This is a genomic window from Aeromonas sp. R1-1 (assembly GCF_040908495.1).
GTDB classification, from domain to species: domain Bacteria; phylum Pseudomonadota; class Gammaproteobacteria; order Enterobacterales; family Aeromonadaceae; genus Aeromonas; species Aeromonas veronii.
Genome location: NZ_JBFODV010000170.1, coordinates 49,969 through 73,558, shown reverse-complemented (window position 1 = coordinate 73,558; position 23,590 = coordinate 49,969). Strand labels below are relative to the sequence as shown.

General features: G+C 55.9%; 22 protein-coding genes. 7 read left to right on the top strand and 15 right to left on the bottom strand.

The genetic code is table 11. The features are described from left to right. Positions 1-2 precede the first annotated feature (2 nt). The 3 genes from AB5Y92_RS10130 to AB5Y92_RS10120 form a co-directional block, all read right to left on the bottom strand. Positions 3-1,289, bottom strand: a complete 1,287-nt coding sequence (locus AB5Y92_RS10130) for a restriction endonuclease subunit S (RefSeq protein WP_368226696.1) — start codon at positions 1,287-1,289, stop codon at positions 3-5. Next, positions 1,282-3,783: an N-6 DNA methylase gene (locus AB5Y92_RS10125; RefSeq protein WP_368226694.1), complete on the bottom strand. Its 2,502-nt coding sequence runs from the start codon at positions 3,781-3,783 to the stop codon at positions 1,282-1,284. The genes AB5Y92_RS10130 and AB5Y92_RS10125 overlap by 8 nt, the downstream gene beginning before the upstream one ends. A gap of 177 nt (positions 3,784-3,960) precedes the next feature. Further along, positions 3,961-4,902 carry a restriction endonuclease gene (locus AB5Y92_RS10120; protein WP_058059800.1) on the bottom strand — a complete coding sequence of 314 codons (942 nt, stop codon included), beginning with the start codon at positions 4,900-4,902 and terminating at the stop codon, positions 3,961-3,963. 248 nt (positions 4,903-5,150) lie between these two features. Between AB5Y92_RS10120 and AB5Y92_RS10115 the strand changes: the two genes are divergently transcribed. From AB5Y92_RS10115 to repC, 3 genes are read left to right on the top strand one after another with little or no spacing between them, the layout of a single operon-like run. After that, positions 5,151-5,486 carry a helix-turn-helix domain-containing protein gene (locus AB5Y92_RS10115; RefSeq protein ID WP_015848536.1) on the top strand — a complete coding sequence of 112 codons (336 nt, stop codon included), beginning with the start codon at positions 5,151-5,153 and terminating at the stop codon, positions 5,484-5,486. Positions 5,487-5,493: 7 nt separating this feature from the next. Then, entirely contained in the window at positions 5,494-6,345 is an 852-nt protein-coding gene (locus AB5Y92_RS10110; protein ID WP_081043454.1) for a helicase RepA family protein, read from the top strand. Between the two features lie 25 nt (positions 6,346-6,370). Next, entirely contained in the window at positions 6,371-7,171 is an 801-nt protein-coding gene (repC, locus tag AB5Y92_RS10105; RefSeq protein WP_368226692.1) for a replication protein C, IncQ-type, read from the top strand. A gap of 201 nt (positions 7,172-7,372) precedes the next feature. Here repC and AB5Y92_RS10100 read toward each other — a convergent pair whose 3' ends face one another. From AB5Y92_RS10100 to AB5Y92_RS10060, 9 genes are all read right to left on the bottom strand, one after another. Beyond that, on the bottom strand, positions 7,373-8,512 hold the full coding sequence (locus AB5Y92_RS10100) for a site-specific integrase (protein ID WP_042865407.1): 1,140 nt from the start codon (positions 8,510-8,512) through the stop codon (positions 7,373-7,375). Positions 8,513-8,674: 162 nt separating this feature from the next. Beyond that, positions 8,675-10,036, bottom strand: a complete 1,362-nt coding sequence (gene mnmE / locus AB5Y92_RS10095) for a tRNA uridine-5-carboxymethylaminomethyl(34) synthesis GTPase MnmE (RefSeq protein ID WP_201987643.1) — start codon at positions 10,034-10,036, stop codon at positions 8,675-8,677. A gap of 98 nt (positions 10,037-10,134) precedes the next feature. After that, positions 10,135-11,781 carry a membrane protein insertase YidC gene (gene yidC / locus AB5Y92_RS10090; RefSeq protein ID WP_209297121.1) on the bottom strand — a complete coding sequence of 549 codons (1,647 nt, stop codon included), beginning with the start codon at positions 11,779-11,781 and terminating at the stop codon, positions 10,135-10,137. 5 nt (positions 11,782-11,786) lie between these two features. Then, a complete protein-coding gene (yidD, locus tag AB5Y92_RS10085; RefSeq protein ID WP_010672280.1) occupies positions 11,787-12,035 on the bottom strand; it encodes a membrane protein insertion efficiency factor YidD in 249 nt (82 codons plus the stop codon). Beyond that, positions 12,002-12,361 (bottom strand): ribonuclease P protein component, encoded by a 360-nt coding sequence (gene rnpA, locus AB5Y92_RS10080; protein ID WP_005342318.1) that lies wholly within the window; start codon positions 12,359-12,361, stop codon positions 12,002-12,004. The genes yidD and rnpA overlap by 34 nt, the downstream gene beginning before the upstream one ends. Further along, positions 12,361-12,495 (bottom strand): 50S ribosomal protein L34, encoded by a 135-nt coding sequence (rpmH, locus tag AB5Y92_RS10075; RefSeq protein ID WP_005307156.1) that lies wholly within the window; start codon positions 12,493-12,495, stop codon positions 12,361-12,363. The genes rnpA and rpmH overlap by 1 nt, the downstream gene beginning before the upstream one ends. A 270-nt stretch (positions 12,496-12,765) precedes the next feature. Beyond that, entirely contained in the window at positions 12,766-13,500 is a 735-nt protein-coding gene (locus AB5Y92_RS10070; protein WP_368226690.1) for an amino acid ABC transporter ATP-binding protein, read from the bottom strand. A 12-nt stretch (positions 13,501-13,512) separates the two neighbouring features. Then, a complete protein-coding gene (locus tag AB5Y92_RS10065) occupies positions 13,513-14,181 on the bottom strand; it encodes an amino acid ABC transporter permease (RefSeq protein ID WP_124242552.1) in 669 nt (222 codons plus the stop codon). Further along, entirely contained in the window at positions 14,182-14,940 is a 759-nt protein-coding gene (locus tag AB5Y92_RS10060) for an amino acid ABC transporter substrate-binding protein (protein ID WP_033115252.1), read from the bottom strand. Positions 14,941-15,251: 311 nt separating this feature from the next. On the opposite strand from AB5Y92_RS10060, the gene dnaA reads away from it, so the two are divergent. Genes dnaA through gyrB form a run of 4 tightly spaced genes read left to right on the top strand, consistent with a single transcriptional unit; the run spans position 15,252 to position 21,261 of the window. Further along, on the top strand, positions 15,252-16,628 hold the full coding sequence (dnaA, locus tag AB5Y92_RS10055) for a chromosomal replication initiator protein DnaA (protein ID WP_033115253.1): 1,377 nt from the start codon (positions 15,252-15,254) through the stop codon (positions 16,626-16,628). A 15-nt stretch (positions 16,629-16,643) separates the two neighbouring features. Then, on the top strand, positions 16,644-17,747 hold the full coding sequence (dnaN, locus tag AB5Y92_RS10050) for a DNA polymerase III subunit beta (RefSeq protein WP_320656737.1): 1,104 nt from the start codon (positions 16,644-16,646) through the stop codon (positions 17,745-17,747). A gap of 2 nt (positions 17,748-17,749) precedes the next feature. After that, on the top strand, positions 17,750-18,853 hold the full coding sequence (recF, locus tag AB5Y92_RS10045; RefSeq protein WP_368226687.1) for a DNA replication/repair protein RecF: 1,104 nt from the start codon (positions 17,750-17,752) through the stop codon (positions 18,851-18,853). Then, positions 18,850-21,261, top strand: a complete 2,412-nt coding sequence (gene gyrB / locus AB5Y92_RS10040; RefSeq protein ID WP_069529351.1) for a DNA topoisomerase (ATP-hydrolyzing) subunit B — start codon at positions 18,850-18,852, stop codon at positions 21,259-21,261. The genes recF and gyrB overlap by 4 nt, the downstream gene beginning before the upstream one ends. A 97-nt stretch (positions 21,262-21,358) precedes the next feature. Here gyrB and AB5Y92_RS10035 read toward each other — a convergent pair whose 3' ends face one another. The 3 genes from AB5Y92_RS10035 to AB5Y92_RS10025 all read right to left on the bottom strand — a co-directional run bounded on the left by AB5Y92_RS10035 (position 21,359) and on the right by AB5Y92_RS10025 (position 23,531). Further along, on the bottom strand, positions 21,359-21,736 hold the full coding sequence (locus tag AB5Y92_RS10035; RefSeq protein WP_158111057.1) for a VOC family protein: 378 nt from the start codon (positions 21,734-21,736) through the stop codon (positions 21,359-21,361). 66 nt (positions 21,737-21,802) lie between these two features. Then, positions 21,803-22,507, bottom strand: coding sequence for a YafY family protein (locus AB5Y92_RS10030; RefSeq protein ID WP_064339082.1), 705 nt, complete (start codon positions 22,505-22,507; stop codon positions 21,803-21,805). A gap of 64 nt (positions 22,508-22,571) precedes the next feature. Beyond that, the gene (locus tag AB5Y92_RS10025; RefSeq protein ID WP_368226685.1) at positions 22,572-23,531 is read right to left on the bottom strand and encodes a helix-turn-helix domain-containing protein; all 960 of its coding nucleotides are present in this window, start codon (positions 23,529-23,531) and stop codon (positions 22,572-22,574) included. Positions 23,532-23,590: the final 59 nt, after the last annotated feature.

Here is a 23,590-nt window from a genome sequence, read left to right as displayed (position 1 = left end):
CGTTATTGCACCGGTGGTTGATGATTAAGCAGTTCGGTTACCCGTACCCGTCCAGTGAGGAGATCATTCATTAGGCCCGCTTTTTGCTGCTCCATTTTTTTCAATAAAGCATTCTCATCAGAAATTCTTTTTCCTGCATCGAGAATCCTTTCCGCAATCAAAACTTGTTCCGCATGGGGGGGAAACTTCATATTCAAACGCTTCAATGAACTCTGGCTGATATTTTTCATACTCATGCTTGTACCTGTCGCCGCAATTTGTATTTGTGATCGGACATAAGGTTGAGTCAATGAGATAAAAATGAAGGCCTTCTCATAACCCTCTTTAACATGAAGCCGAAGAGTCTTGTCAGAAAGCATCAACCTTTCTCTATCTGTATGAACAAGGCATGGCAATCCGACCAATTCAGGAGTATTTGCTCTTGTGATGAGCAAATCCCCACTTTTAACCTCATAGCGCTGATCTTGCAGTTCTGTTTGCTCAACAATCTTATTTTCATGCGCTCTGAATCCATCTGGGTGTACTGCGCTAACTTTTAGCACTCCCCACTCACCAGTATGTGCAGGAATATCGGGACAGCTTGGACTCTTTCCTGCCTCAATAGTATTCAAAGCATTGTCCAATTCACCAATACTCCACTCTTTTGGGATCCATCCCTGTGGGGATTTTTTATATAGATGTGGCGCTTGTTGAAATATTGGACGTAGTCGACCATTAGCTCCGATACCACGCGTAAGAAGATCATGTAATAATCCAGCTTTAATTTCCTGGAGCTTTGAAATAGTCTGCTTTGTTGTATCCACTTTGGACTCTAAAGAGTCTAAAATGTTGGAGATAAATTGTTGCTCGTGAATATTGTCAGGAACATTCACGTGGAATTCGTTTAGCTCACCTCTTTTGATATGCTTCATGGTGCTACCATGTGCACGCTTATCCATCTCATCTATACAAAATTTGAGTAAGTGGTAAAGAAATCTTTTACTGACTCCCGGTTTCGGTATAACTTTAAAAAGATGTTGGTTGAGCCAAGCATCCCCCCCTTTCCACTCGACAACAGTTAGTGTACCACTCCAAGAAAATATTAGATCTCCATGACTAATTTTATAAGTTTCTCCAAGGTTTTGGTCATAGTAATCAAAGTTTTTTGATGATCCTGTGATTTGAGCTATACGAATTATAGGTAGGCCTTGGGTATTCCAATCCTCAGGCTTAAATGCGAACCCATTTATATACACGGCTAGTTCAGATAATGTTTTTCTTTTCCAGCCAATAATGTTTTTTTCAAACATACCCAAGCCCCTTCAGATAATAACTCAGATCTTGAGAAGCTTTATTTCTTGCCTGTTCTATTGTGTTCAAAGTTACTTGATATTTATCCCACCAGCTTTCTACAGCGGTGATCAGTTGCTGGCGTTGGGTTATAATATAACGTTCAACAATTGTGGCCATCTCGTGGTGCAAAATGGTGAGCAGCAGATCGGCTGCTTGGTTATTATTGAGCGCATCGACACAGCCATTCAGTTCATCAGGGAGAAGAGATAACCGACCTTTGAGCTGTTTGGTGATGCTGGTGCGCTTGGCCTTGAGGCCCTTGAGTTGCTTGTTAAGCTGGGTCAGTTCGGCTTCACTGAGCGGCTCATTTTCGCTCTCTTCTTCGTCATCACCCTCTTTGGGTAACTGTTCTTCAATTCCCTTGATTTGGCTATCCAGCTCGATTTTGCTGCGTTCAAGTTGCTTCACTTCATGTAGAAAATCACCGAGCAGGAATTTCACCAGCTTGTGGGCCAGCGGGTCATCCTTGCTGTTGCTGTCTTCCAGCGCGGTGATGATCCCGGTACGCCAGGCATCGACGACACCGTGGGCATCGCGTGCCATCAGAGTCAGAAAGTCGTATTTTTGCTGGAACCAGAAGCCTGCAATCATGCCGCTAATCTGGAATTCGCTCAGCATGCCGACAGGCTGCAGGCTTTCGCTAAAGCTGTTGAGCAGCTCCTTGCGCAGGGCTGCGTATTCCCGGTGTTTGGCCAGTGCGATAATGCTTTGACCATGAGCTTGCCACCACTGGCTGAAAGCATCACGCAAAGCCTCTTCCTTCGCCTGCACCGCTGCATTGTTTTCAATAGCGGGTTTGATTGAGGCCTTGCTGGTGATGGTGTCGTTGAACAACAGGTAGTGCGGATCATCTGGTTTGGTGACAAACAGATCCGCTGGATTGAGCCCTTGGGCTTTGAATAGGGCCGCTTTGTCCTCGATCTCTGACTGCGGTATTCCGCCAAGCAGATGGGCACGTACATCGTGGGGTTCTGGCTCGGGGGCATTATCGGCATAGCGGCGAATATTGAGGTTATAACCGCTCTCGCGCAGCGTTTCGATACTGACGATGGAGGCAAACTTGGGAATATCCTGCCCCTTGCCCTGAGCAAAGGCCTCGTAGGTGGCAGCTATCCGTTCGATATGTTCCGGCATCAGGTAGTTTTGTGCCCGGCCTTCGAAATACTCGCGGTCGGCGTTGATAAACAGCACCTTGCCGCGGTTTTGCGGTAGCTTGCTGCTGACCTGGTGTGCACCTTCTGCTACCAGCTGACGCAGGATAAGAATGCAGGCAGGAATACCGGTGCCATAGAAGAGGTTTTGCGGCAAGCCGATCACCGCTTCCAGCAGGTCGTCTTCGATAATACCTGCGCGAATCCTTTGTTCGTCACCGCCGCGAAATAGCACACCATGGGGGAGCACGGTTGCGATCATGCCACCCGGGGCACAAACGGCGATCATGTGCTGCAGGAACATCAGGTCGGCTTTTTTCGATCCGAGCGGAACCTGACCGTAACGGAAGCGTTCCGGAAACAGGGGGTGGTAGACGGGTTCACCAGCTTCATCTTTATCTTTGGTACCAAAGTTGATGGAGAAGGGCGGATTGGTGAGGATGCGGTCGAAGCTGATTAGCTTGCCATCTTTTACATGGCGCGGTTTTTCTAGGGTGTCATCGTTCTGCAAATCGGCAGTAGTGATACCGTGCAGCAGCATGTTCATTTTGGCAATGGACCAGACAGTGCCCGCCGCTTCCTGGCCATAACAGTCGAGCCTGAACCCTTCACCTCCGTGTTCGTCGATCCACTCTTTGGCAGCGATTAGCATACCGCCAGAACCGCAGCAGGGGTCGTAGACTTTGTGGTTCTCTTCCGGTTTGAGCAGGCGCACCATCATCCGTACCACGGAGCGCGGGGTGTAGAACTCACCACCCTTTTTGCCCGCTGAGTCGGCAAATTCACCGATCAGGAATTCATAGGCAGCCCCCAGCAGATCCGGGAATTCGAAATCGGTATCGCGCAGCCGGTATTTGCTGAAATGGGTGATGAGGGCTCGCAGCTTGATGTCTGGCAGTGCGCTTTGGCCCACTTTACGATTGAAGTCGATATGCTCCAGCACGTCCTGCAGTGTGGAGTTGCCTTGCTCCAAGCCACCCAATGCTTCGTTCAGGCTGTTGCCGACATTCTTGTGGGCATTTTTGACCAAATGGTCCCAGCGGGAGAATTTTGGAACATAGAAGCTGGTTTTGTACCAAAGGCGGGTTTCTGCGATCTCTTCAGCTTCTGCGGCAGTTTTCCCTTTCGCTTTCTGTTCGGCAATCACTTGCTCACGGCGTTCTTCAAAAACGTCCGAGCAGCGCTTGAGGAACAACATTCCGAAGATGTATTCCTTGAATTCTGATGCATCCATCTTGCCGCGCAGAATATCTGCTGCATTGAACAGATGGCGTTCAAGTTGTGAAAGGGTCAGTGGCATGGAATTTCCTGCTCAATGTTGTCTTGGCATGAGGCCTTGCTGATGAGGGCCCCAAGCTTGGGAATATAGATTGATGTTCCAGCTTGTTTGGTTCATCTCGGGCGCTCACTATACCCCCGGATCTACAAAGCGCAACGCATGGAGGCTTTGCAAGATGCCGCTTCCATCTGTGTCAGCTTACTCTTCTGCGAAATAGTCTGAATCCAGCGTTCTTATGGTAAGGGTCTGGCGGGTTGTGACACCGACGCCATACTCGATCATCAAAGTTGCGAGGCGCTGCCCGTCGATAAGTACGATGCGCTTTTCGATCAATCCGACATACTCCATAGCTTCCCGGCTGAAGCTGGAAGTTGTGATAAAAACCCCTTTGCGAGCACGATGTAGATCGAGCGCACCAGCGAAGGCTTGAATCTCGGGGCGGCCCACAGTTTTTTCGGTATAGCGTTTGGCCTGGAGATAGATGGAATCGAGGCCCAGCCGATCCTCCTTGATGATGCCGTCGATTCCGCCATCACTCTGGTAGCGGGTAGTTTGAGCTGCATCCTGCTGGCTGCCGCCATAACCCATGGCGACCATCAAATCGACGACCAGCTGTTCAAAGAAGCGTGGTGACATAGCTAGTATCTCGACCAGTAAGTCATCAGCCAGAGACTGGTTCAGGGTGGCCATGGCCTGTTCTATCTGTTCTTGCGGGGTATGAACCTGAATCAGCGTGCCTTTTTGTTGTTCTAATCCAATCTGGGGGGGCGTTGAGTATTGGTGATCGGTGCTTTCACTGGATGCCAGGGTGAAAGCCACAAACTCCCCAAACTGTGCCAGATATCGGTTATCAATAGTTTGTCCTGATGTGAGAGCTTCCAGACCTCGCTGGGTGATCACACACAAACCTCTTTTGGGCTGAGTAATTAACCCTGCTTTGACCAGATAAGTTTTTGCCCAACCAACTCGACTACGAATAGTTGTTTGACGGCCGCTAGGCAGGGTCTCGGCAAGCTGCTCAGCGCTAAAGGCGTAGTGTTGACTCACCAGCTCGAATACCTCGCGTAGAGGGCGAGTTTTGCCATCTGCTAGGCTCGCAAGTACGGCTGGCATCATGGCTTCGTAACTTGGCAGGTTCATTGATGCTTGGCTTGAGTTTGTATCGATGGAACATCTTGCCACATAGGTTCTGTTGGAACCATTAATGTCATTTCTGTATGTGCGCGAGCTGACATATTTTTTGCTACACACTAGCCAAAATTTCACATGTGAAATGTTTCTCAGAAAACGCTGTAAGTGCCCAAAATGGGCACTTACAGCGGTCTGGATTTCGTTAGGTCCCCGATACGCTCTTGCATGCTGATGTTTGTAACTAGGAGACAATCTGCATGCGCGAACAAAATTCGTCAGTTTTCAGTGATCCGAATGGGGCAATCCTGAAAGAGCTTTATGAGCTTAAGCAGTTGGTAATCCAGCAAGGACAGGCGCAAAAAGAGGTGCTTTCTGCCGAGGAGTGCGCTGAGTTGCTGGGGGTTTCTGTCTGCTATGTGTACCGGCTGACCAGCGAAAAGCGTCTGCCGCATTACAAGCCACAAGGCAAAAAGATCTACTTCAAGCGCGTTGAGCTGCTGGACTGGTTGCTCTCCCACCGCATTTCACCAGACGCCGAACTCACTGAGCATGTAACCAAGCGTGTGCGGCAAGCTAGCCATGGGCGGTTGTGAGGTGGGTATGACACAGGATCTGATTACATCTCTCTGCCCCCAGGATCTCCGGTCGGCTTTTGTTGAGCCTCCAAAACCCCTCGATTTTGTCCTCCCGGGGCTGCCTGTTGGCTGCGTTGGTGCTTTGGTGTCACCGGGAGGGGTGGGCAAATCGATGTTGGCATTACAACTGGCAATGCAGATATCCGGTGGGCCGGATTGGATTGGGCTTGGCAATCTGGGCAGGGGAGCTGTGCTCTACCTGCCTGCCGAGGACCCTTGGCCTGTACTGCACCAGCGCTTGTTTGCCTTGGGCAGAGGTCTTGATGCTGAACTTCGTGCCAACGTTGAACGATACCTTCGTTTGATATCGCTTCAGGGTGCCAGCCCGAATGTGCTGGATAGCCATTGGTGGGAAGCGATTGCCATTTGGGCTGAGGGGGTCAGGTTGGTGGTTATCGATACACTGAGACGCTTTCACGATGCTGATGAGAATGCAGCCTGTGCTATGACACTGGTGCTGGGTCAGCTGGAACGGCTGGCCATGCTGAAGGGATGCGCTGTGTTGTTTGTACACCACACCAGTAAATCTGCGGTATTCCAAGAAGCTGGCGATCTGCAGCAGGCAAGCCGTGGTTCGTCGGTACTGGTGGACAACGTTCGCTGGCAGGCCTATCTCGCCACTATGACCAAGAAAGAGGCGCAGAAGCTGGGCGTATCGGCAGAGAAGAGCCAGCTTTACGTGCGGTTTGGGGTAAGCAAAAGCAATTATGGGCCGCCACTACCGGAGCGCTGGCTGGAGCGGAAGGAAGGTGGCGTGCTGTACCCCGCTGGTTTTGACGAAATACACTGGGCTGGGGGCAAACGTGCCTTGCTTTGAATTGACTCATGCCCGGCACGACCATATGCACTGCCTTGCTCCCGGGTTGTTTAGGGCGATCTCGAATGGCCAACGCCGCCGTGACAAGCTGGAGGTGATTTACCGTTTGGATAACGGTAATCAGATTGAGTTTTCTGGGCCAGAACCCTTGGGGGCTGACGATTTGCGCGTACTTCAAGGGTTGGTTGCCCTAGCTGGGTTTGAATCAGAAAGTGGCAAGATTGGGACTATTGCGAGTGGTGAAACCGGAGAGATATTACGAGACCTACTTCAGCTGCGTGGGATTGCCAACCAGCAGGATGTCTTGGTAGTCAAAAGCAGCTTGCGCAAACTGGCCAAGGAGATTGGTTACGCAAACCCTCGTGACACCAATACGGTGCGTCGCACTGTCGAGCGGTTGTGGAAGGTGTCGGTAATAGCACAGGTAGCAGGCTTGCGTAGTGGTTTTCGTCTGCTGGCGAACTATGCCAGCGATCCCCTGACCGATAGGCTCTTTGTGGCGCTTAATCCATTGCTGACCAATGCCATATTGGGTAATGGCCGATATACCTATATCGATCTGGCTGAGGTACGGCAACTGCGTAGTAGCACTGCCCGGATATTGCATCAGCGGCTTTGTGCCTGGATTGATTGTGGCCGCAGCAAGCCAGTAGGTTTAGATAAACTGGTCTCTTACGCTTTTCCTGATAAGTCCAGCGCGGCCACCAACCGAAAGCGGCAATCGCGAGTTCGCAAGGCACTGTATGAACTGGCTGAACTGGGTTGGTCAATCAGTGAACATGCCAAGGGGCGGTTTACCATCGGCCGGCCTGCACTATCACGATAACGGTCACAAACTATCACGAAAGTGGTCACAAAGTTCACGATAACGGTCACAAGCCAATTCAGTGAAACCCAGTTACCGCTTGGGCTGCAGGGCGATCCTGAAATCCGATCTATATTATCTAAGATAATCTAGGCCAGCGCATGGTTGCGCTGGCCTATTTGTTGGCTCTTCCTGGCCATGATCTTGTCGAGGGTGCTTCTATCACCCCAAGACATTGGGGAAATCGAGCATGGCATCTCGGCGCCGCGATTCAAGAATGTCGGCGTAGATCTCGGTGGTTCTCAGCTCACTGTGCCCCAGCAAGCGGGAAAGGGCATAGATATCGACGCCGCGGTTAAGCTGGATGACGGCGAAGGTATGACGCGCGCTGTGGAAGGTTACCTTCTTGGTTATACCCGCCTGCAACGCCCACCGGGTGAGCTCCATGTTGTGCCAAGCCGAGTACTTGAGGCCCTTGAAGATCCGCTCTGTTGCCTTGCCTGGGCGCCCCATCAGCTGCATCGCCATGTCATTCAAATCCAGGTATTGCAGGCCGCTGGTCTTTTTCTGGGTGAATACGATACGGTAATGGCCATAGAAGGGCTCCAGCTCTGCCCAGGTCAGCTTGTGAATGTCGGACCAGCGCAAGCCAGTGCAACAAGAGAACAGAAAGGCGCGCTTAAGAACGTCGTACCGGCACTCGGCCTGGGCCAGGGCTCGTACCTCGTCTTCGGTCAGGTAAACCCGTTTGTTCTTCTCCCCCTGGATAGCTTTGACACGTCGTACCGGATTATCCGGTAGCAGCCGTTCCTGCTCAGCTTGGTTCAGGGCCGCCCTTAACTTGTTGAAATAGGCACTTTGGGTGTTGCGGCTCAGTGGTGTGCCGCTTTTGGTGCGGGCCTTGTGCATCAGGTAATGCCGAAACCCCTCCAGGAACAGCTGATCTACTTCCTCGAAAGTCAGCTCCGGCAGCTTATGGTACTGGCGTAAATGCTTGAGGGCTGATATCCAGATGGAGTGGTTGCTCTTGCTACCTGCCGCTTTTTGGTCTGTAACCTCTTGGAAGTACTCGAAGAAGCTGGCCTTGTAGGCGTTCGAGAAATCCAGATGGTGTTTACCAGTCTCGTACTCGAAGAGTCGCTTGGCGCGGATGGCTTCGGCTGCTCGCTGGGTTTCTTTGTTGTGGAGCCGCTGTGCTGGGGTACGCGGCTTGTCGTACAGGAAGAGATCCAGGGTCTCTCTGCTGCGTTTGTGCTTGCGGATGCCCGTGGTTTGGTCAAGGTAGGAGCCGGCGTAGTAGGTTAAGCGCAGAGCGCGCTTGCCTTCGGCGTCCGGTGCGCGGTATTCGATGCTGATCTTCATAAGTGTCCCCCAAAAGTACCCCAAGAGGTTACTTTGGGGTACTCTCGGGGTAAATTCTCACGAAACAAGATCAGGCAAGAATAGCCAGTAAAAAACAAAGTCCAATATTTACAATGCCTTATGTTCTCACTGGCTGCTTTTTATTGCTGATTTTTCACCACATTACTTGCCGATGCAGAAGCTGGAGAAGATACGGCCCAGCAGATCGTCGGAGCTGAATTCACCGGTGATCTCGGAGAGGGACTCCTGTGCGAGGCGCAACTCTTCGGCCACCAGCTCGCCAGCCACGAACACTTCCAGTTGCTCTTTGGCCACCAGCAGGCGCTCGGCGGCGCGCTCCAGCGCATCCAGATGGCGGCGGCGGGCCATAAAGCCTCCTTCGGTGTTGCCCTGGAAGCCCATGCAGGCTTTCAGGTGCTCGCGCAGGGCGGGCAGCCCCAGCTCGGTTTTGGCGGAGATGCGGTAGACGGCGTGGCCCTGCTCCTGGCTCGGTGCCAGATCCTCGCCGGTCAGGTCTGCCTTGTTGCGAATGACGGTGAGGCCGATGTTTTTTGGCAACCGATCAACAAATTCCGGCCAGATCTCCCGCGGGTCAACCGCGTCTGTGGTGGTGCCATCCACCATAAACAGCACCCGGTCGGCCTGTTCGATCTCGGCCCAGGCGCGCTCGATACCGATCTGCTCCACCTTGTCCTGAGTGTCGCGCAGACCGGCTGTATCGATGATGTGCAGAGGCATGCCATCGAGATGGATATGCTCGCGCAGCACGTCGCGGGTGGTACCGGCAATCTCGGTGACGATTGCTGACTCGCGCCCAGCCAGGGCATTTAGCAGGCTCGATTTGCCGGCGTTAGGACGACCGGCGATCACCACCTTCATCCCTTCCCGCAGCAGGGCGCCCTGTTTGGCTTCCCCACGCACGTCGTCCAGCTCGGACATGATGGCGTAGAGGTCGCCCGCCACCTTGCCGTCGGAGAGGAAGTCGATCTCCTCGTCCGGGAAGTCGATGGCCGCTTCCACGTAGATGCGCAGCCGGATCAGGCTCTCCACCAGTTGCTGGATTTTGCTGGAGAACTGCCCCTGCAGGGAGTGCATGGCGCTGCGGGCGGCCTGTTCGCTGGAGGCTTCAATAAGGTCAGCGATAGCTTCGGCCTGGGCCAGATCCAGCTTGTCGTTGATGAAGGCGCGCTCGCTGAACTCGCCGGGGCGGGCAGGGCGGATGCCGTCGATTTTCAGAATGCGGCGGATCAGCATGTCCATGATGACGGGGCCGCCGTGGCCCTGCAGCTCCAGCACATCCTCGCCGGTAAAGCTGTTGGGTGCTTTGAACAGCAGGGCGATGCCCTGATCCAGTACCTGGCCTTGCTCATCCTTGAACGGCAGATATTCGGCGTAGCGTACCCGCGGGCACTTGCCGAGCACTATCTCGGCGACCTGTTCGGCGGCGGGGCCGGAGACCCGGACTATGCCGACGCCACCACGGCCTGGCGCGGTGGCCTGGGCCACGATCGTATCTGTTGTCATCTTGCTTGGCTCGTTTGTTCGCTGATAGGAAAACGTAGTGGGGACATTGTAATAAAAAAGGCGGCCCGAAGGCCGCCTCTTTTGTCATCACGGGAAGATTAGCTGCGTGAATGCAGTCCTTTCTTCTCCAGCTGACGATAGATGATGGTCTGCTGGATGATGGAGATGACGTTGCTCACCAGCCAGTAGAGAGTCAGGCCAGCCGGGAACCAGAGGAACATGAAAGTGAAGATGATCGGCATGAACTGCATCACTTTTTGCTGCATCGGGTCGGTTACGGTGGTCGGGCTCATCTTCTGCAGATACCACATGGAGGCACCCATGAGGATTGGCAGCACGAAGAAGGGGTCCTTCACTGACAGGTCGGTGATCCACAGGGCAAACGGCGCGTGACGCAGTTCGACGGACTCCATCAGTGCCCAGTAAAGGGCGATGAAGATCGGCATCTGAACCAGGATCGGCAGGCAGCCACCCAGCGGGTTGACCTTCTCCTTCTTGTACAGCTCCATCATGCCCTGAGACATCTTCTGGCGGTCATCGCCGAAGCGCTCGCGCAGGGCCGCAATCTTGGGTTGCAGCATGCGCATCTTGGCCATGGAGGTGTACTGGGCCTTGGTCAGCGGGAACATGATGCCGCGCACCAGCAGGGTCAGCATGATGATGGCCACACCCCAGTTCTGGACGAAACCGTGGAACACGGTCAGCAACCAGTGCAGCGGTTGGGCGATGAACCACAGCCAGCCGTAATCGACGGTCAGGTCGAGGTGGTTTGCCACCTTGGCCATCTGGTCTTGCAGCTTGGGACCAACCCACAGTTTGCTGGTCACTTCGGCCTGTTGACCGGCTGCCACGTCAACCATCGGCGCCTTGTAACCGATGATGGCCTGGCCTTTGCCCGGGATCACACGGCTGTAGAAGCTGTTGGTATCGTTTGCGTTCGGAGCCCAAGCAGAGACGAAGTAGTGTTGCAGCATGGCGACCCAACCACCCTTGGTGGTCTTGCTCAGGTCGGCATCCTTCATCTCGTCGAAGGTGTACTTTTTGTAGCGGGTATCTTCAGTGGAGAAGGCACCGCCGCGGTAAGCACTGGCTACCATGGCATGGCCTTGCTGGTCTTTCGGAGTCGCCACGGTCTGCTTCAGCTGACCGTAGAACTGCACCTGTACCGGCTCGGCGGATTTGTTGTCGATCTTGTAGTCGACGCCAACGGCATAGTCACCACGCTTGAGGATGAACTCCTTGGTGAAGACAACGCCTTTGCTGTCGGTCCAGGTCATCGGAACGACGACTTGATCCTGACCATCGGCCAGTTGGTAGCTGGTCTGGGCGGCTTCATAGGTGGGACGACCCTGGGCCTGGCTGTCAGGACCATCGCGACCAACCAGACCGCTCTGGGCAACATAAAGATGCTCAGGCTGGCTGGTCAGCAGTACGAACGGTTGATCCTTGCCTTCTTCCAGCTTGTGGGCCAGCAGTTCAGCAGAGACGATGTCGCCACCCTGGGTATCCAGAGTCAGCTTGAGCACGTCGGAGGAGACGGTGATCAGCTTGCGTGCGGCAGTCGCATTGGCTTGCTCGGAAACCTGAGGAATATCACCGGATTGACCGGCTTCAGGTACGAAATGTTCGGTTTGGGCCACGGTAGTCGGGGCCGGCTTGGGAGCCTTGTCGGACTCCCACTGTTGCCAGAGCAAAAAGCTCACGAACAGCAAACCGATCAGGAGTAGATTGCGTTGTGATTCCATAGTCTTCAGTTTCTTCGCTTTGGTTGCGGAACCGGGTCATAACCACCCTCGGATAAGGGATGGCATTTTAATAGACGTTTGCTGGCTAACCAAACGCCTTTTATGAAACCGTGAAGTCGGATTGCTTCTATCGCAAATTGGGAACAAGTCGGGGTAAAACGGCAGCGCGGCCCCAGCAGGGGACTAATGATTAGCTGATACAGACGTATCAGTTTGATAGCTACCCATTGCAACGGCGTGACAGAGTGCGCCATAGCTTTTCCAGTAACTTGAACAGTTCCTCGTTATCCATCTCTTTCACACCGGCCTTGGCGATCACCACGATGTCGATAGCGGGCAGCTGATGTTGTTTGAGGCGGAAACTTTCCCGAACCACCCGTTTGACACGGTTACGCCAGACGGCACGCTTGAGTGCTTTTTTGGGCACAGCGAGACCAAGACGAGGGTGTTCGAGCGAATTGGGAGAGGCGAGAAGAGTAATCTGCGGAGAGGCTGCCCGGACAGGCTCGGCGAAAACGCGTTTGAAGTGTTCGGGAGTTAACAGACGTAACTCCCGAGAGAAGGTGTGCTGGGTAGGCATTAGACTACCAGGCGGGCACGACCCTTGGCACGACGAGCGGCCAGAACTTTACGACCGTTGGCAGTTGCCATGCGGGCGCGGAAACCGTGAGAGCGCTTGCGCTTCAGGTTGGACGGTTGAAAAGTACGTTTCATGATTCGATTCCGTATTACTGTACAGTTTTGATTGTCACACTTAGCCGACGCGCCAGCTATAGCGTGTGACGACTAGCAAAAGAGGCCGAATTCTAAACAGAGTTCGGCTTTTAGTCAATCCGCCGTTCCCTCTCATCCAACGGTGGTCTTGAAAAGGCCACTGCCGAGCGTGAGGATCCAGAGGATCGAGGGCTCCGGATTATACTGGCAACCCGGTGTTAAACAAGGGATCCCTCAATAAAAAAGGCGGCCAGGCCGCCAAAGAGAGAGCTATTTAAGGACTTTCCGCAAGAACTCCCGGGTACGGGGATCCTTGGGATCGACCAATATCTGATCCGGCGGGCCCTGCTCCACGATCCGGCCACCTTCCATGAAGATCACCCGATCGGCCACATCCCTTGCGAATTCAATCTCATGGGTCACCACCACCATGGTCTGGTGCTGGCTAGCCAGCTTTTTCATCAGCCCGAGCACTTCATCGACCCACTCCGGATCGAGCGCCGAGGTGGGTTCGTCAAACAGGATCACCTTGGAGTGGGCCGCCATGGCCCGGCCGATGCCGACCCGCTGCTGCTGGCCGCCGGAGAGGGAGGCCGGATAGGCGTCCTTCTTGTCGGCAAGACCTATATCCTCAAGGATGTCGAGGGCAGTAGCACGGGCTTCCGCCTTTGGCTGTTTCCAGACGGTGATCAGCCCTTCGGCGATGTTGTCTTGTGCCGTCTTGTTGGCAAACAGGGCGTAGTTCTGGAACACGAAGGAGGCGCGCTTGCGCAGCTCGATGGCCTGCTGCTCGCTGGCATTTGCCAGATTGAGCTGCAGATCGTCGATGGCAAGCGAACCCGCATCCGGGGTCTCCAGCAGGTTCAGGCAGCGCAGCAGAGTCGACTTGCCGGTGCCGGAGGGGCCGATAATGACCACTATCTCCCCCTTCTTTACCTCCAGATCGATGCCGTTGAGCACCTGATTGCCGTGATATGCCTTGGAGAGGCCGGTTAGCTTGATCATGAGAGCCCTCCTTTAATAGGCACGGTTGAGGTGTACTTCCAGCAGATGCTGCAAGCGGGTGAAGAAGATGACCACTACCCAGTAGATGAGTGCTACCGCCATAAAGCTCTCGAAGAACTTGAAGGAGGAGGAGGCTTCCATCTGCGCCTTGCCCATGATCTCGGCCACACCGAGGGTAAAGGCCAGCGAGGTGCTCTTGATCATGTCGATGAAGTAGTTCATCAGCGACGGAGTGGCGATGCGTGCCGCCTGCGGCAGAATGATCCGCTGCATCGCCTGCAGCCGGCTCATGCCGATGCTGAGCGCCGCCTCCATCTGGCTTTTGTGGATACCCAGGATCGACGCTCTGATCGACTCGGCCATGTAGGCGGCAAAGTGGAGGGTCAGACCTATGATGGCGGCGGTAAAGGCATCCATCCCGGAAAATACGTGGAACAGTTGTGGCAGCCCGTAATAGAGCAGAAACAGCTGGACGAGCAGCGGTGTACCCCGAAAGAACGAGATATAGAGCATCGCCAGCCAGTGGATCACGGGGATGCGAAAGACCCGAACTATCGCCAGTGCCAGCGACAGTACGAGTGCCAACGCGAATCCCCACAGGGCCATCTCCATCGTGGTGCCCAGATATTTGAGCAGGATGGGAAACAGCCCCAGGGTGTACTCGATATCGAAGTGCATCATTTATTTGTCGGTGATGTCGGACGCGAACCATTTCTCGGAGATTTGACGCAGGGAGCCATCCTTGCGCATGGCGGTCAGAGCCTCATCGACCTTCTTCAGCAGCGCCTGCTTCTCCGGAGTCTTCAGGAAGGGCAGGGCGTTCTCGATGGTTTCGAACGGCGCGCCTGCCTGTTGCAGCGGCAGCTTGGACTCCTTGATCAGCTGGGCGGTGGAGACGCGGTCCATCACGAAGGCGTCAATGCGGCCCAGCGCGACATCCTGTTCGAAGGCGGAGTCATAGGTGCGGATATCGATCTTGTGGTTCGGATCGTTCTTGCGCAGCAGCTCTTCAAAGTTGGAGCCCAGGTTGACCGCGACCTTCTTGCCTTCCAGATCCTTGATGCCGTGGATGGTGTTGTTGCCCTGACGGACCACGATCTGGGCGCCGTCATAGACGTAAGGCTGGGAGAAGTCGTACTTCGCCTTGCGCTCGTCAGTGATGGTGATCTGGTTGGAGATGGTATCGACACGGCCGGTTTCCAGCATGCCGAACAGGCCGGAGAAGCTGGCGGTCACGAACTCGACCTTGTAGCCGGTGCGCTCGCCGATCTGGTTCCACATATCCACTTCAAAGCCCTGCAGCTTGTCCTGCTTGACGAAAGTGAACGGGAAGTACTTGCCGGACATGCCGACCTTGATGGTCTCCTGGGCGATGGCCTGACCAGACAGGGTAGCTAACAGGATGGCTGCGCCGGAAATAAGCTTGATGGAAGTTTTCATGGGGTTTCTCTCTCTAAATGTCTTGTATTTGTAGTTGTAATAACTGCTTTGGCGCTGATGTTATTGGAATAAAATTTAAAAAATAAATGACATTTGGTTATATGAAATAACAGGAGTGCAGCACGAAATCCGCCAGTTGCAGCAGTGGATCAAGCTGTGGGTAACTTTGGGGATGAAAGATGATCCGGAGGCGCTGGATCCTTGAAAGTCAAGGATCTTATTTGCTGGATCCGCGGGGTCACGGCTGGAGATCCGGCGGCTAAAAACGTAGAATAGCCGGTCTTTAGTTAATCAATCGACAGGAGTTTAGAGTGACTGCTTCGCTATGGCAGCAGTGCCTTAACCGGCTGCAAGATGAGTTGCCCTCGGCAGAATTCAGCATGTGGATCCGGCCGCTTCAAGCGGAGTTGAGTGACAATACTCTGACCCTGTATGCACCGAATCGCTTCGTTCTGGACTGGGTGCGAGACAAGTACCTCATCCGGGTGAACGGCATCATTAACGAACTTTGCGGGGTCGATGGCCCCGCCCTGCGTTTTGATATCGGCAATCGTCCCCACCCCGTCACCGTCGCTGCAAGCAGAGCGCCGGCGCAGGGTGCTGCGCCTGTGAATAACTTGCAGAAGAGCTGGGAAAGCAAGCCCGAAACCAAGCCCGAGCCGAACCACAAGAGCAACACCAACGTGAACTATACCTTCGAGAATTTCGTCGAGGGTAAGTCCAACCAGTTGGCTCGTGCGGCGGCCCGTCAGGTGGCGGACAATCCGGGTGGCGCTTACAACCCGCTGTTCCTCTATGGCGGTACCGGTTTGGGTAAAACCCACCTGCTGCACGCCGTTGGCAATGCCATCAAGGAGAGCAAAAAAGATGCGAAAGTCATCTATATGCACTCCGAGCGGTTCGTGCAGGACATGGTGAAAGCGCTGCAAAACAACGCCATTGAAGAGTTCAAGCGTTACTACCGCAGCGTCGATGCCCTGCTCATCGATGACATCCAGTTCTTCGCCAACAAGGAGCGCTCCCAAGAGGAGTTCTTCCATACCTTCAACGCTTTGCTCGAAGGCAACCAGCAGATCATCCTCACCTCGGATCGCTATCCGAAAGAGATCAACGGTGTCGAGGATCGCCTCAAGTCCCGCTTCGGCTGGGGACTGACCGTGGCGATCGAGCCGCCTGAGCTGGAGACCCGCGTTGCCATCCTGATGCGCAAGGCGGACGAGAACCAGATCCACCTGCCGGACGAAGTGGCCTTCTTCATTGCCAAACGGCTGCGTTCCAACGTCCGTGAACTGGAAGGGGCCCTCAACCGGGTGATCGCCAACGCCAACTTTACCGGTCGCGCCATCAACATCGACTTCGTACGCGAAGCGCTGCGCGATCTGCTGGCGTTGCAGGAGAAGCTGGTCACCATCGACAATATCCAGAAGACGGTGGCGGAGTACTACAAGATCAAGCTTGCGGATCTGCTCTCCAAGCGCCGTTCCCGCTCCGTGGCCCGCCCGCGCCAGCTGGCGATGGCACTGGCCAAGGAGCTGACCAATCACAGTTTGCCGGAGATAGGTGATGCCTTTGGTGGCCGTGACCATACCACCGTTCTTCATGCCTGCCGCAAGATCGAGCAGCTGAAGGAGGAGAGTCACGACATCAAGGAGGACTACTCCAACCTGATCCGTACCCTTTCTTCCTGATAACGGAGAGCACAGATGCAGCTCGAAATTAGCCGTGAGGCCCTGTTACGTCCTCTGCAACTGGTGTCCGGCGCCCTGGGTGGCCGGCCGACCCTGCCGATCCTCGGCAACGTGCTGCTTGATGTCAGCAACGGTCTGCTGTCGCTGACCGGCACCGATCTCGAAGTAGAGATGATCGGTCAGGTCTATCTGAATGATGCCAGTGAAGATGGCCGCACCACTGTGCCGGCGCGCAAGCTGCTGGACATCTGCCGTGGTCTGCCGGAAGGCGCCGAGATCCGCCTCAATACCGAAGGCGATCGCCTGATCATCCGTTCCGGCCGTTCCCGTTTCAATCTGTCGACCCTGCCGGCGACCGAGTATCCGAACATCGAGGATTGGGAGTCCGTGCTCGAGTTCGATATCAGCCAGCTGGAGCTGAAAAAGCTGATCGACGCTACCCAGTTCTCCATGGCCAGCCAGGATGTGCGTTACTACCTGAACGGCATGCTGTTCGAGAGTGAAGGTCACGGTCTGCGTACCGTGGCGACCGACGGTCACCGTCTGGCCACCTGCCGCCGCGAGGTTGTGGGGGAATCGCTGCCCGATCATCAGGTTATCCTGCCACGCAAAGGGGTGCTGGAGTTGGTGCGTCTGCTGGAAGCGGAAGACAAGCCGGTGCGACTGCAGATCGGTCGCAGCAACCTGCGCGCCGCCCTCGACGGCTTCATCTTCACCTCCAAGCTGGTGGATGGCCGTTTCCCGGACTGGCGCCGGGTCATTCCGCGCAACAGCGACAAGGCCCTGATCGCCGGCCGTGAGGATCTGCGTCAGGCGTTTGCCCGCGCTGCGATCCTCTCCAACGAAAAATTCCGTGGGGTGCGTCTCAATCTGCAGGAAAACCTGCTGCGCATCACCGCCAACAACCCGGAACAGGAAGAAGCGGAAGAGCTGCTTGACGTACAATACGCTGCTGGCGAGATGGAGATCGGATTCAACGTCTCTTATGTGCTGGACGTGCTGAATACGTTAAAATGTGAGCAAATCCGGGTTAGCCTGAGCGATTCCGTCAGCAGCGCCATTATTGAGGATTTTGAAAATCAGGATGCTCAGTATGTGGTAATGCCGATGCGGATCTAGTCGTGTCTCTGGTCAAACTCCAGCTCAGCGACTTTCGCAATATCCAGCAAGCCAGTCTCGCGTTGTCACCCGGCCTCAATATTCTGGTCGGGTGCAATGGCAGCGGCAAGACCAGCGTGCTGGAAGCCATTCACTACCTTGGTCTGGGGCGCTCCTTTCGCACTCATTTGACCGGGCGGGTCATCCGCCAGGGGGAGCGGGCCTTTACCCTGTTTGCCCAGTGTGAACTGGAGGGGCGTCAGGTACCGATCGGTCTTGCCAAAGACAAGAGTGGCGAGACCCAGCTCAAGATTGCCGGGGCACAGGCCCAGCGGCTTGCCGATTTGGCGGAGCTGTTGCCGGTGCAGTTGATCCATCCCGATGGTTTCAACCTGCTGACGGGCGGGCCTCAGGCTCGCCGCGCCTGGCTCGATTGGGGTGTCTTCCATCAGGAGCCGACCTTCTTTGCCCTGTGGGGGCGAGTGCGGCGGCTGCTGAAACAGCGCAATGCGCTGCTGCGCCAGAGCACCCAGTACCGCCAGCTGGCGTTCTGGGATCAGGAGTTGGTGCGGCTGGGTGGTGAGCTGGCCGAGTTTCGCGCCAGTTATTGTCAGGCCATTACGCCCCTGATCAAGGAGATGACGGCGGATTTCCTACCGGAATTTGATATCAGTCTTGGTTTTTACCGGGGCTGGGAGAAAGATACCTCCCTCAACGAACTGCTGGAGGCGGGGTTTGAGCGGGATCGGGCGCTGGGCTATACCGGTGTCGGTCCACAGAAAGCCGATGTGCGCCTCAAGGCGAACGGGGTGCCCGCTCAGGATATTTTGTCCCGGGGTCAGCTGAAGTTGCTGGTCTGCGCCATGCGACTGGCCCAAGGGCTCTATTTGAATCAACATAGCAGCCGTGGCTGTATTTTTTTAATTGACGATTTTGCCTCTGAACTGGATGTCGACAAGCGCCGCTTGCTGGCCGCAAGGCTGAAGCAGTGTGCGTCCCAGGTGTTTATCACCGCCATCGACACCGGTCAGCTCGCAGACATGATGGATGCGAATGACTGTAAGTTGTTCCACGTGGAACAGGGTAAAATCTCCGAAACGTTAGAGAAGGCAGAGAGTAAGCTATGAGTGAAAATACTTACGACTCCTCGAATATCAAGGTGCTGAAGGGCCTGGATGCGGTCCGCAAGCGCCCGGGGATGTATATCGGCGATACGGATGATGGCTCGGGTCTGCACCACATGGTGTTCGAGGTCGTCGATAACTCCATTGACGAGGCGCTCGCTGGCTACTGCTCCGATATTCTGGTCAAGATCCATTCCGACGGTTCTGTCTCTGTGCGTGACAATGGCCGGGGTATCCCGGTAGACATGCACGAGGAGGAGGGCCGTTCCGCCGCAGAGGTCATCATGACCGTGCTGCACGCTGGCGGTAAGTTTGATGACAACTCCTACAAGGTATCCGGCGGCCTGCACGGCGTGGGTGTCTCGGTAGTTAACGCCCTCTCTGACAAGCTGTTGCTGACAATTCGTCGTAACGGCCACGTCTACGAGCAGACCTATCATCTGGGTGAGCCGCAAGCGCCGCTCAAGCAGATTGGCGACAGCACCGGCACCGGTACCGAAGTTCGCTTCTGGCCGAGTCCTGCCATTTTCAGCGATACCCTGTTCCACTACGAGATCCTGGCCAAGCGCCTGCGCGAGCTCTCCTTCCTCAACTCCGGTGTCTCCATCCGTCTGCAAGACGAGCGTGATGGCCGCGAGGCGCATTTCTGCTACGAGGGTGGCATCAAGGCGTTCGTTGAATACCTGAACCAGAACAAGACCCCGATCCACCCGAAGGTGTTCCATTTCACCACCGAGCAGGATGGTATCGGCGTTGAAGTGGCGATGCAGTGGAACGATGCCTATCAGGAAGGGGTCTACTGCTTCACCAACAACATCCCGCAGCGGGATGGTGGTACTCACCTCGTTGGTTTCCGTACCGCGCTGACCCGTACTCTGAACTCCTATATGGACAAAGAGGACTACAGCAAGAAGGCCAAGTCTGCCGCCAGTGGCGACGACGTGCGTGAAGGTCTGATTGCCGTTATCTCCGTCAAGGTGCCGGATCCCAAGTTCTCCTCCCAGACCAAGGACAAGCTGGTCTCTTCCGAAGTGAAGACCGCCGTTGAACAGGCGATGGGTGAGAAGCTGGCGGACTTCCTGCTGGAAAACCCGGGCGATGCCAAGATCGTGGTCAACAAGATCATCGATGCGGCCCGTGCCCGTGAAGCGGCCCGCAAAGCCCGCGAACTGACCCGCCGTAAAGGCGCGCTGGATATCGCCGGTCTGCCCGGCAAGCTGGCTGACTGTCAGGAAAAAGACCCGGCTCTCTCCGAACTCTACATAGTGGAAGGGGACTCTGCTGGCGGTTCCGCCAAGCAGGGTCGCAACCGTAAGAACCAGGCCATCCTGCCGCTCAAGGGCAAAATCCTGAACGTAGAGAAGGCCCGTTTCGACAAGATGATCTCCTCGCAAGAGGTGGGCACCCTGATCACCGCACTGGGCTGCGGTATCGGTCGCGATGAGTACAACCCGGACAAGCTGCGTTATCACAACATCATCATCATGACCGATGCGGACGTTGATGGTGCGCACATCCGAACCCTGCTGCTGACCTTCTTCTATCGTCAGATGCCGGAAATCATCGAACGTGGCTACGTCTACATCGCCCAGCCGCCGCTCTACAAGGTGAAGAAGGGCAAGCAGGAGCAGTACCTGAAAGACGAAGACGCGCTGCTGCAGTACCAGACCGCCATGGCGCTGGATGGTGCTACCCTGCACGTTAACGAGTCTGCCCCGGCCATCGGTGGCGAGGCACTGGAGCGTCTGGTCAACCAGCACCGCTCGGTGACTCACCTGATCACCCGTATGTCTCGTCGTGCGCCGGAAGCCGTGCTGACCCAGCTGATCTATCAGCCGGAGTTGAACGAAGCGCTGCTGAACAGCGAGAGCGATCTGCTGGCCTGGTGTCAGGGTATGGAAGCCGTGCTCAACGAGAGCAACCACGGTATCCAGTACCAGATCCAGGTTCGTCGTGACGAAGAGCGCAGCCTGTACGTGCCGCACGCCGTGGTACGTCAGCACGGTGTCGATCGCGAATATCCGCTCAGCTACGACTTCCTGCAATCCTCCGAGTACCGTCAGCTGGTCTCGCTGGGTAAGGAGATCGCCAACCTGATCGAGGAAGGCGGTTACATCAAGCGTGGCGAGAAGGTCAAGCCGGTCTCCAGCTTCGTCGAAGCGGTTGAGTGGCTGATGGGCGAAGGCAAGCGCGGCATCTACATCCAGCGCTATAAAGGGCTGGGTGAGATGAACCCGGACCAGCTGTGGGAAACCACCATGGATCCGGAAGCCCGCCGCATGCTGCGCGTCACCATCGACGACGCCGTCGGCGCTGACCAGCTCTTCTCCACCCTGATGGGTGATGCCGTTGAGCCCCGTCGTGACTTTATCGAGACCAACGCCCTGCGCGTGGCCAACCTCGACGTCTAATCGACGCAGTCAGACAGCAAAAAGCCGCTCCTTGTGAGCGGCTTTTTGCTTTTCTGGTGGAGGACGTTGCTCGTTCCACGTGGAACATTGAACCCGATTAACCAAGCTCAGGTGCCGGGCAGTAGAGGCGCAGACGATGGCCATCCGGATCGAGGGCCATGCAGGTGTAGCCAAACTCCATCTTGGTCGGCGCCTGGATCAGGGTGAGCCCGCGCGCCAGCCACTCGGCAGACAGGCGATCGACGGTATCATCATCGGGGAGGGCGAAGGCCAGCTCCATCGCTCCGGCCGTTTGGGTCACGGCAGGTTCAACAGTGGCGCTGGACCAGAGTGCCAGTCTGGCGCCCGATTCGAACACGAACATGGCAAAGGTAGGTGACTCCTCCACCGGTTCACGCCCGAACAGCTGGCAGTAGAAGAGCGCACTGCGGGCCGGGTTGGTAACGTAGAGGATGGTGAACTGGGGGACTAACATGGTGATGCTCCTTGCTGATGAGATGGCGCATTGGCGCCGACCCCGTCAGCATGGTGCTACCTGCTGTCAGTTTCTGTCAGCAATGAATCTGGGTTGCGGGATCTGCTGGGTGGGGCGCCACTCCTTCAGCAGGCTCTCTCTGCTTTTGGGATAGCGGCAATCTTGCGGCTGCATCCGTGTGATGCGATCGACCCGAAAGTGGCGAAAGCCCTGACGCAGTTCGCACCAGGCTACCAGTACCCGCACCTGTTCGAAGTAGCCGAGGGCAAAGGGCCAGACGGTACGCTCAGAGGCCTCATCTTTGAGGTCACGATAACTCAGGGTCACCTTGCGTTGCTGGCGGATGGCGCAGCGCAGCGGGGCTTCATCGGTGAGGCGGTCGCTGCGGGAGGTGCCGATCAGCAGGGCATTGCTCTGGAGCTGCTGGCGATAGTCGGCTGGCAGTACGGCTTCTATCTTGGCCAGCGCACTGCTGGCCGATGCTCTCAAGGCTCCGTCACCGTGGGCGACGACCCAACGTGACCCCAGCACTAGCGCATCCAGCTCCTCTTCACTGAACATCAATGGCGGCAGCATGAAGCCGGGACGCAGCACATAGCCGATCCCCGGTTCACCCTCGATATGGGCACCTTGCGCCTGCAGGGTGGCGATATCCCGATAGAGGGTGCGCAGGCTGATGCCAAGCTGGTTGGCCAGCTCCGCGCCAGTTATGGCGTAACGGTGGCCGCGCAGCAGCTGGAGCAGGGCCAGCAGGCGTTCGGAACGGGACATGGGATTACTCCTCGGGATTTCTGGTTAGCCTGCCATAGCGGAGTGAGCGGGTAAGAGGATGTCATCAGACATTGTTTCCGCGAAAAGATCGTCGCCACTCGCTGGGGGAGATGGCAAAGCGGGCGCGGAAGTGATTGCGCAGGGAGGTGGCACTCTTGAAGCCGACCAGCTCGGCGATGCGGTCGATGGAATGGCCGCTTACCTCCAGCAGCTCCTGACTGCGCCTGAGCCGCTCCGCCAGCAGCCATTCACCCACCGAGAGGCCAGTTGCCTGATGAAAACGGCGGGTAAAAGTGCGCCGACTCATCAGGGTATGGGCCGCCAGAGAGTCCAGGGTGTGAGGCTCGGCCAGATGGGCACGCAGGTGATCGAGCAACTGGTTCATCCGGACATCGCGGGTGGAGGCGGGCACCGGCTGCTCGATAAACTGGGCCTGACCCCCTTCCCGGTGGGGCGGGATCACCAGCCGCCGCGCCACCTTGTTGGCGATGGCCGAGCCGTGGTACTGGCGTACCAGATAGAGGCAGCAGTCCAGCCCGGCGGCAGTGCCTGCCGAGGTGACCAGCCCTTCGTCATCCACATAGAGGGCGTTGGTATCGAGCTGCACGCAGGGAAAGCGGTGGCAGAAATCCTGCTCGTACTCCCAGTGGGTCGATGCTTTGCGACCATTAAGTAGTCCGGCGTAGGCGAGCACATAGGTGCCAAGACAGAGCCCGACCAGCCGGGCACCTCTGGCTCTGGCGGCAATCAGGGCATCGAGCAGCGCTGCGGGTGGCTGTGCTGCCGGGTCGTGCCAGAAGGGGATGACGATGATCTCAGCCTCGGCCAGCACCTCCAGCCCATGGGGAGCCTGAATGGTGAAGCCTTGCGCCGAGTGTGCATGATGGTTGCCATCACCGCAGCAGATCTTGAGCTCGAACAGCGGCTGGCCCGGCAGGATGTCGCCGAAGATGAGACAGGGGACGGCGCAGTGAAAAGGGCTGAAGTGATCGAAGGTCACCACGGCAACGATCGGGGTGGGCATTATGTTGGCTCCTCTCTGTGCGCAGACCACTCATCATAAGCGTCTGGCAGTGAAAGCCG

What these genes read in the sequence shown, in the direction of transcription:
- AB5Y92_RS10130 (WP_368226696.1), bottom strand. Translation starts at nt 1,289, where the DNA reads ATGTTTGAAAAAAACATTATTGGCTGGAAAAGAAAAACATTATCTGAA.
- AB5Y92_RS10125 (WP_368226694.1), bottom strand. Translation starts at nt 3,783, where the DNA reads ATGCCACTGACCCTTTCACAACTTGAACGCCATCTGTTCAATGCAGCA.
- AB5Y92_RS10120 (WP_058059800.1), bottom strand. Translation starts at nt 4,902, where the DNA reads ATGAACCTGCCAAGTTACGAAGCCATGATGCCAGCCGTACTTGCGAGC.
- AB5Y92_RS10115 (WP_015848536.1), top strand. Translation starts at nt 5,151, where the DNA reads ATGCGCGAACAAAATTCGTCAGTTTTCAGTGATCCGAATGGGGCAATC.
- AB5Y92_RS10110 (WP_081043454.1), top strand. Translation starts at nt 5,494, where the DNA reads ATGACACAGGATCTGATTACATCTCTCTGCCCCCAGGATCTCCGGTCG.
- repC (WP_368226692.1), top strand. Translation starts at nt 6,371, where the DNA reads ATGCACTGCCTTGCTCCCGGGTTGTTTAGGGCGATCTCGAATGGCCAA.
- AB5Y92_RS10100 (WP_042865407.1), bottom strand. Translation starts at nt 8,512, where the DNA reads ATGAAGATCAGCATCGAATACCGCGCACCGGACGCCGAAGGCAAGCGC.
- mnmE (WP_201987643.1), bottom strand. Translation starts at nt 10,036, where the DNA reads ATGACAACAGATACGATCGTGGCCCAGGCCACCGCGCCAGGCCGTGGT.
- yidC (WP_209297121.1), bottom strand. Translation starts at nt 11,781, where the DNA reads ATGGAATCACAACGCAATCTACTCCTGATCGGTTTGCTGTTCGTGAGC.
- yidD (WP_010672280.1), bottom strand. Translation starts at nt 12,035, where the DNA reads ATGGCGCACTCTGTCACGCCGTTGCAATGGGTAGCTATCAAACTGATA.
- rnpA (WP_005342318.1), bottom strand. Translation starts at nt 12,361, where the DNA reads ATGCCTACCCAGCACACCTTCTCTCGGGAGTTACGTCTGTTAACTCCC.
- rpmH (WP_005307156.1), bottom strand. Translation starts at nt 12,495, where the DNA reads ATGAAACGTACTTTTCAACCGTCCAACCTGAAGCGCAAGCGCTCTCAC.
- AB5Y92_RS10070 (WP_368226690.1), bottom strand. Translation starts at nt 13,500, where the DNA reads ATGATCAAGCTAACCGGCCTCTCCAAGGCATATCACGGCAATCAGGTG.
- AB5Y92_RS10065 (WP_124242552.1), bottom strand. Translation starts at nt 14,181, where the DNA reads ATGATGCACTTCGATATCGAGTACACCCTGGGGCTGTTTCCCATCCTG.
- AB5Y92_RS10060 (WP_033115252.1), bottom strand. Translation starts at nt 14,940, where the DNA reads ATGAAAACTTCCATCAAGCTTATTTCCGGCGCAGCCATCCTGTTAGCT.
- dnaN (WP_320656737.1), top strand. Translation starts at nt 16,644, where the DNA reads ATGCAGCTCGAAATTAGCCGTGAGGCCCTGTTACGTCCTCTGCAACTG.
- gyrB (WP_069529351.1), top strand. Translation starts at nt 18,850, where the DNA reads ATGAGTGAAAATACTTACGACTCCTCGAATATCAAGGTGCTGAAGGGC.
- AB5Y92_RS10035 (WP_158111057.1), bottom strand. Translation starts at nt 21,736, where the DNA reads ATGTTAGTCCCCCAGTTCACCATCCTCTACGTTACCAACCCGGCCCGC.
- AB5Y92_RS10030 (WP_064339082.1), bottom strand. Translation starts at nt 22,507, where the DNA reads ATGTCCCGTTCCGAACGCCTGCTGGCCCTGCTCCAGCTGCTGCGCGGC.
- AB5Y92_RS10025 (WP_368226685.1), bottom strand. Translation starts at nt 23,531, where the DNA reads ATGCCCACCCCGATCGTTGCCGTGGTGACCTTCGATCACTTCAGCCCT.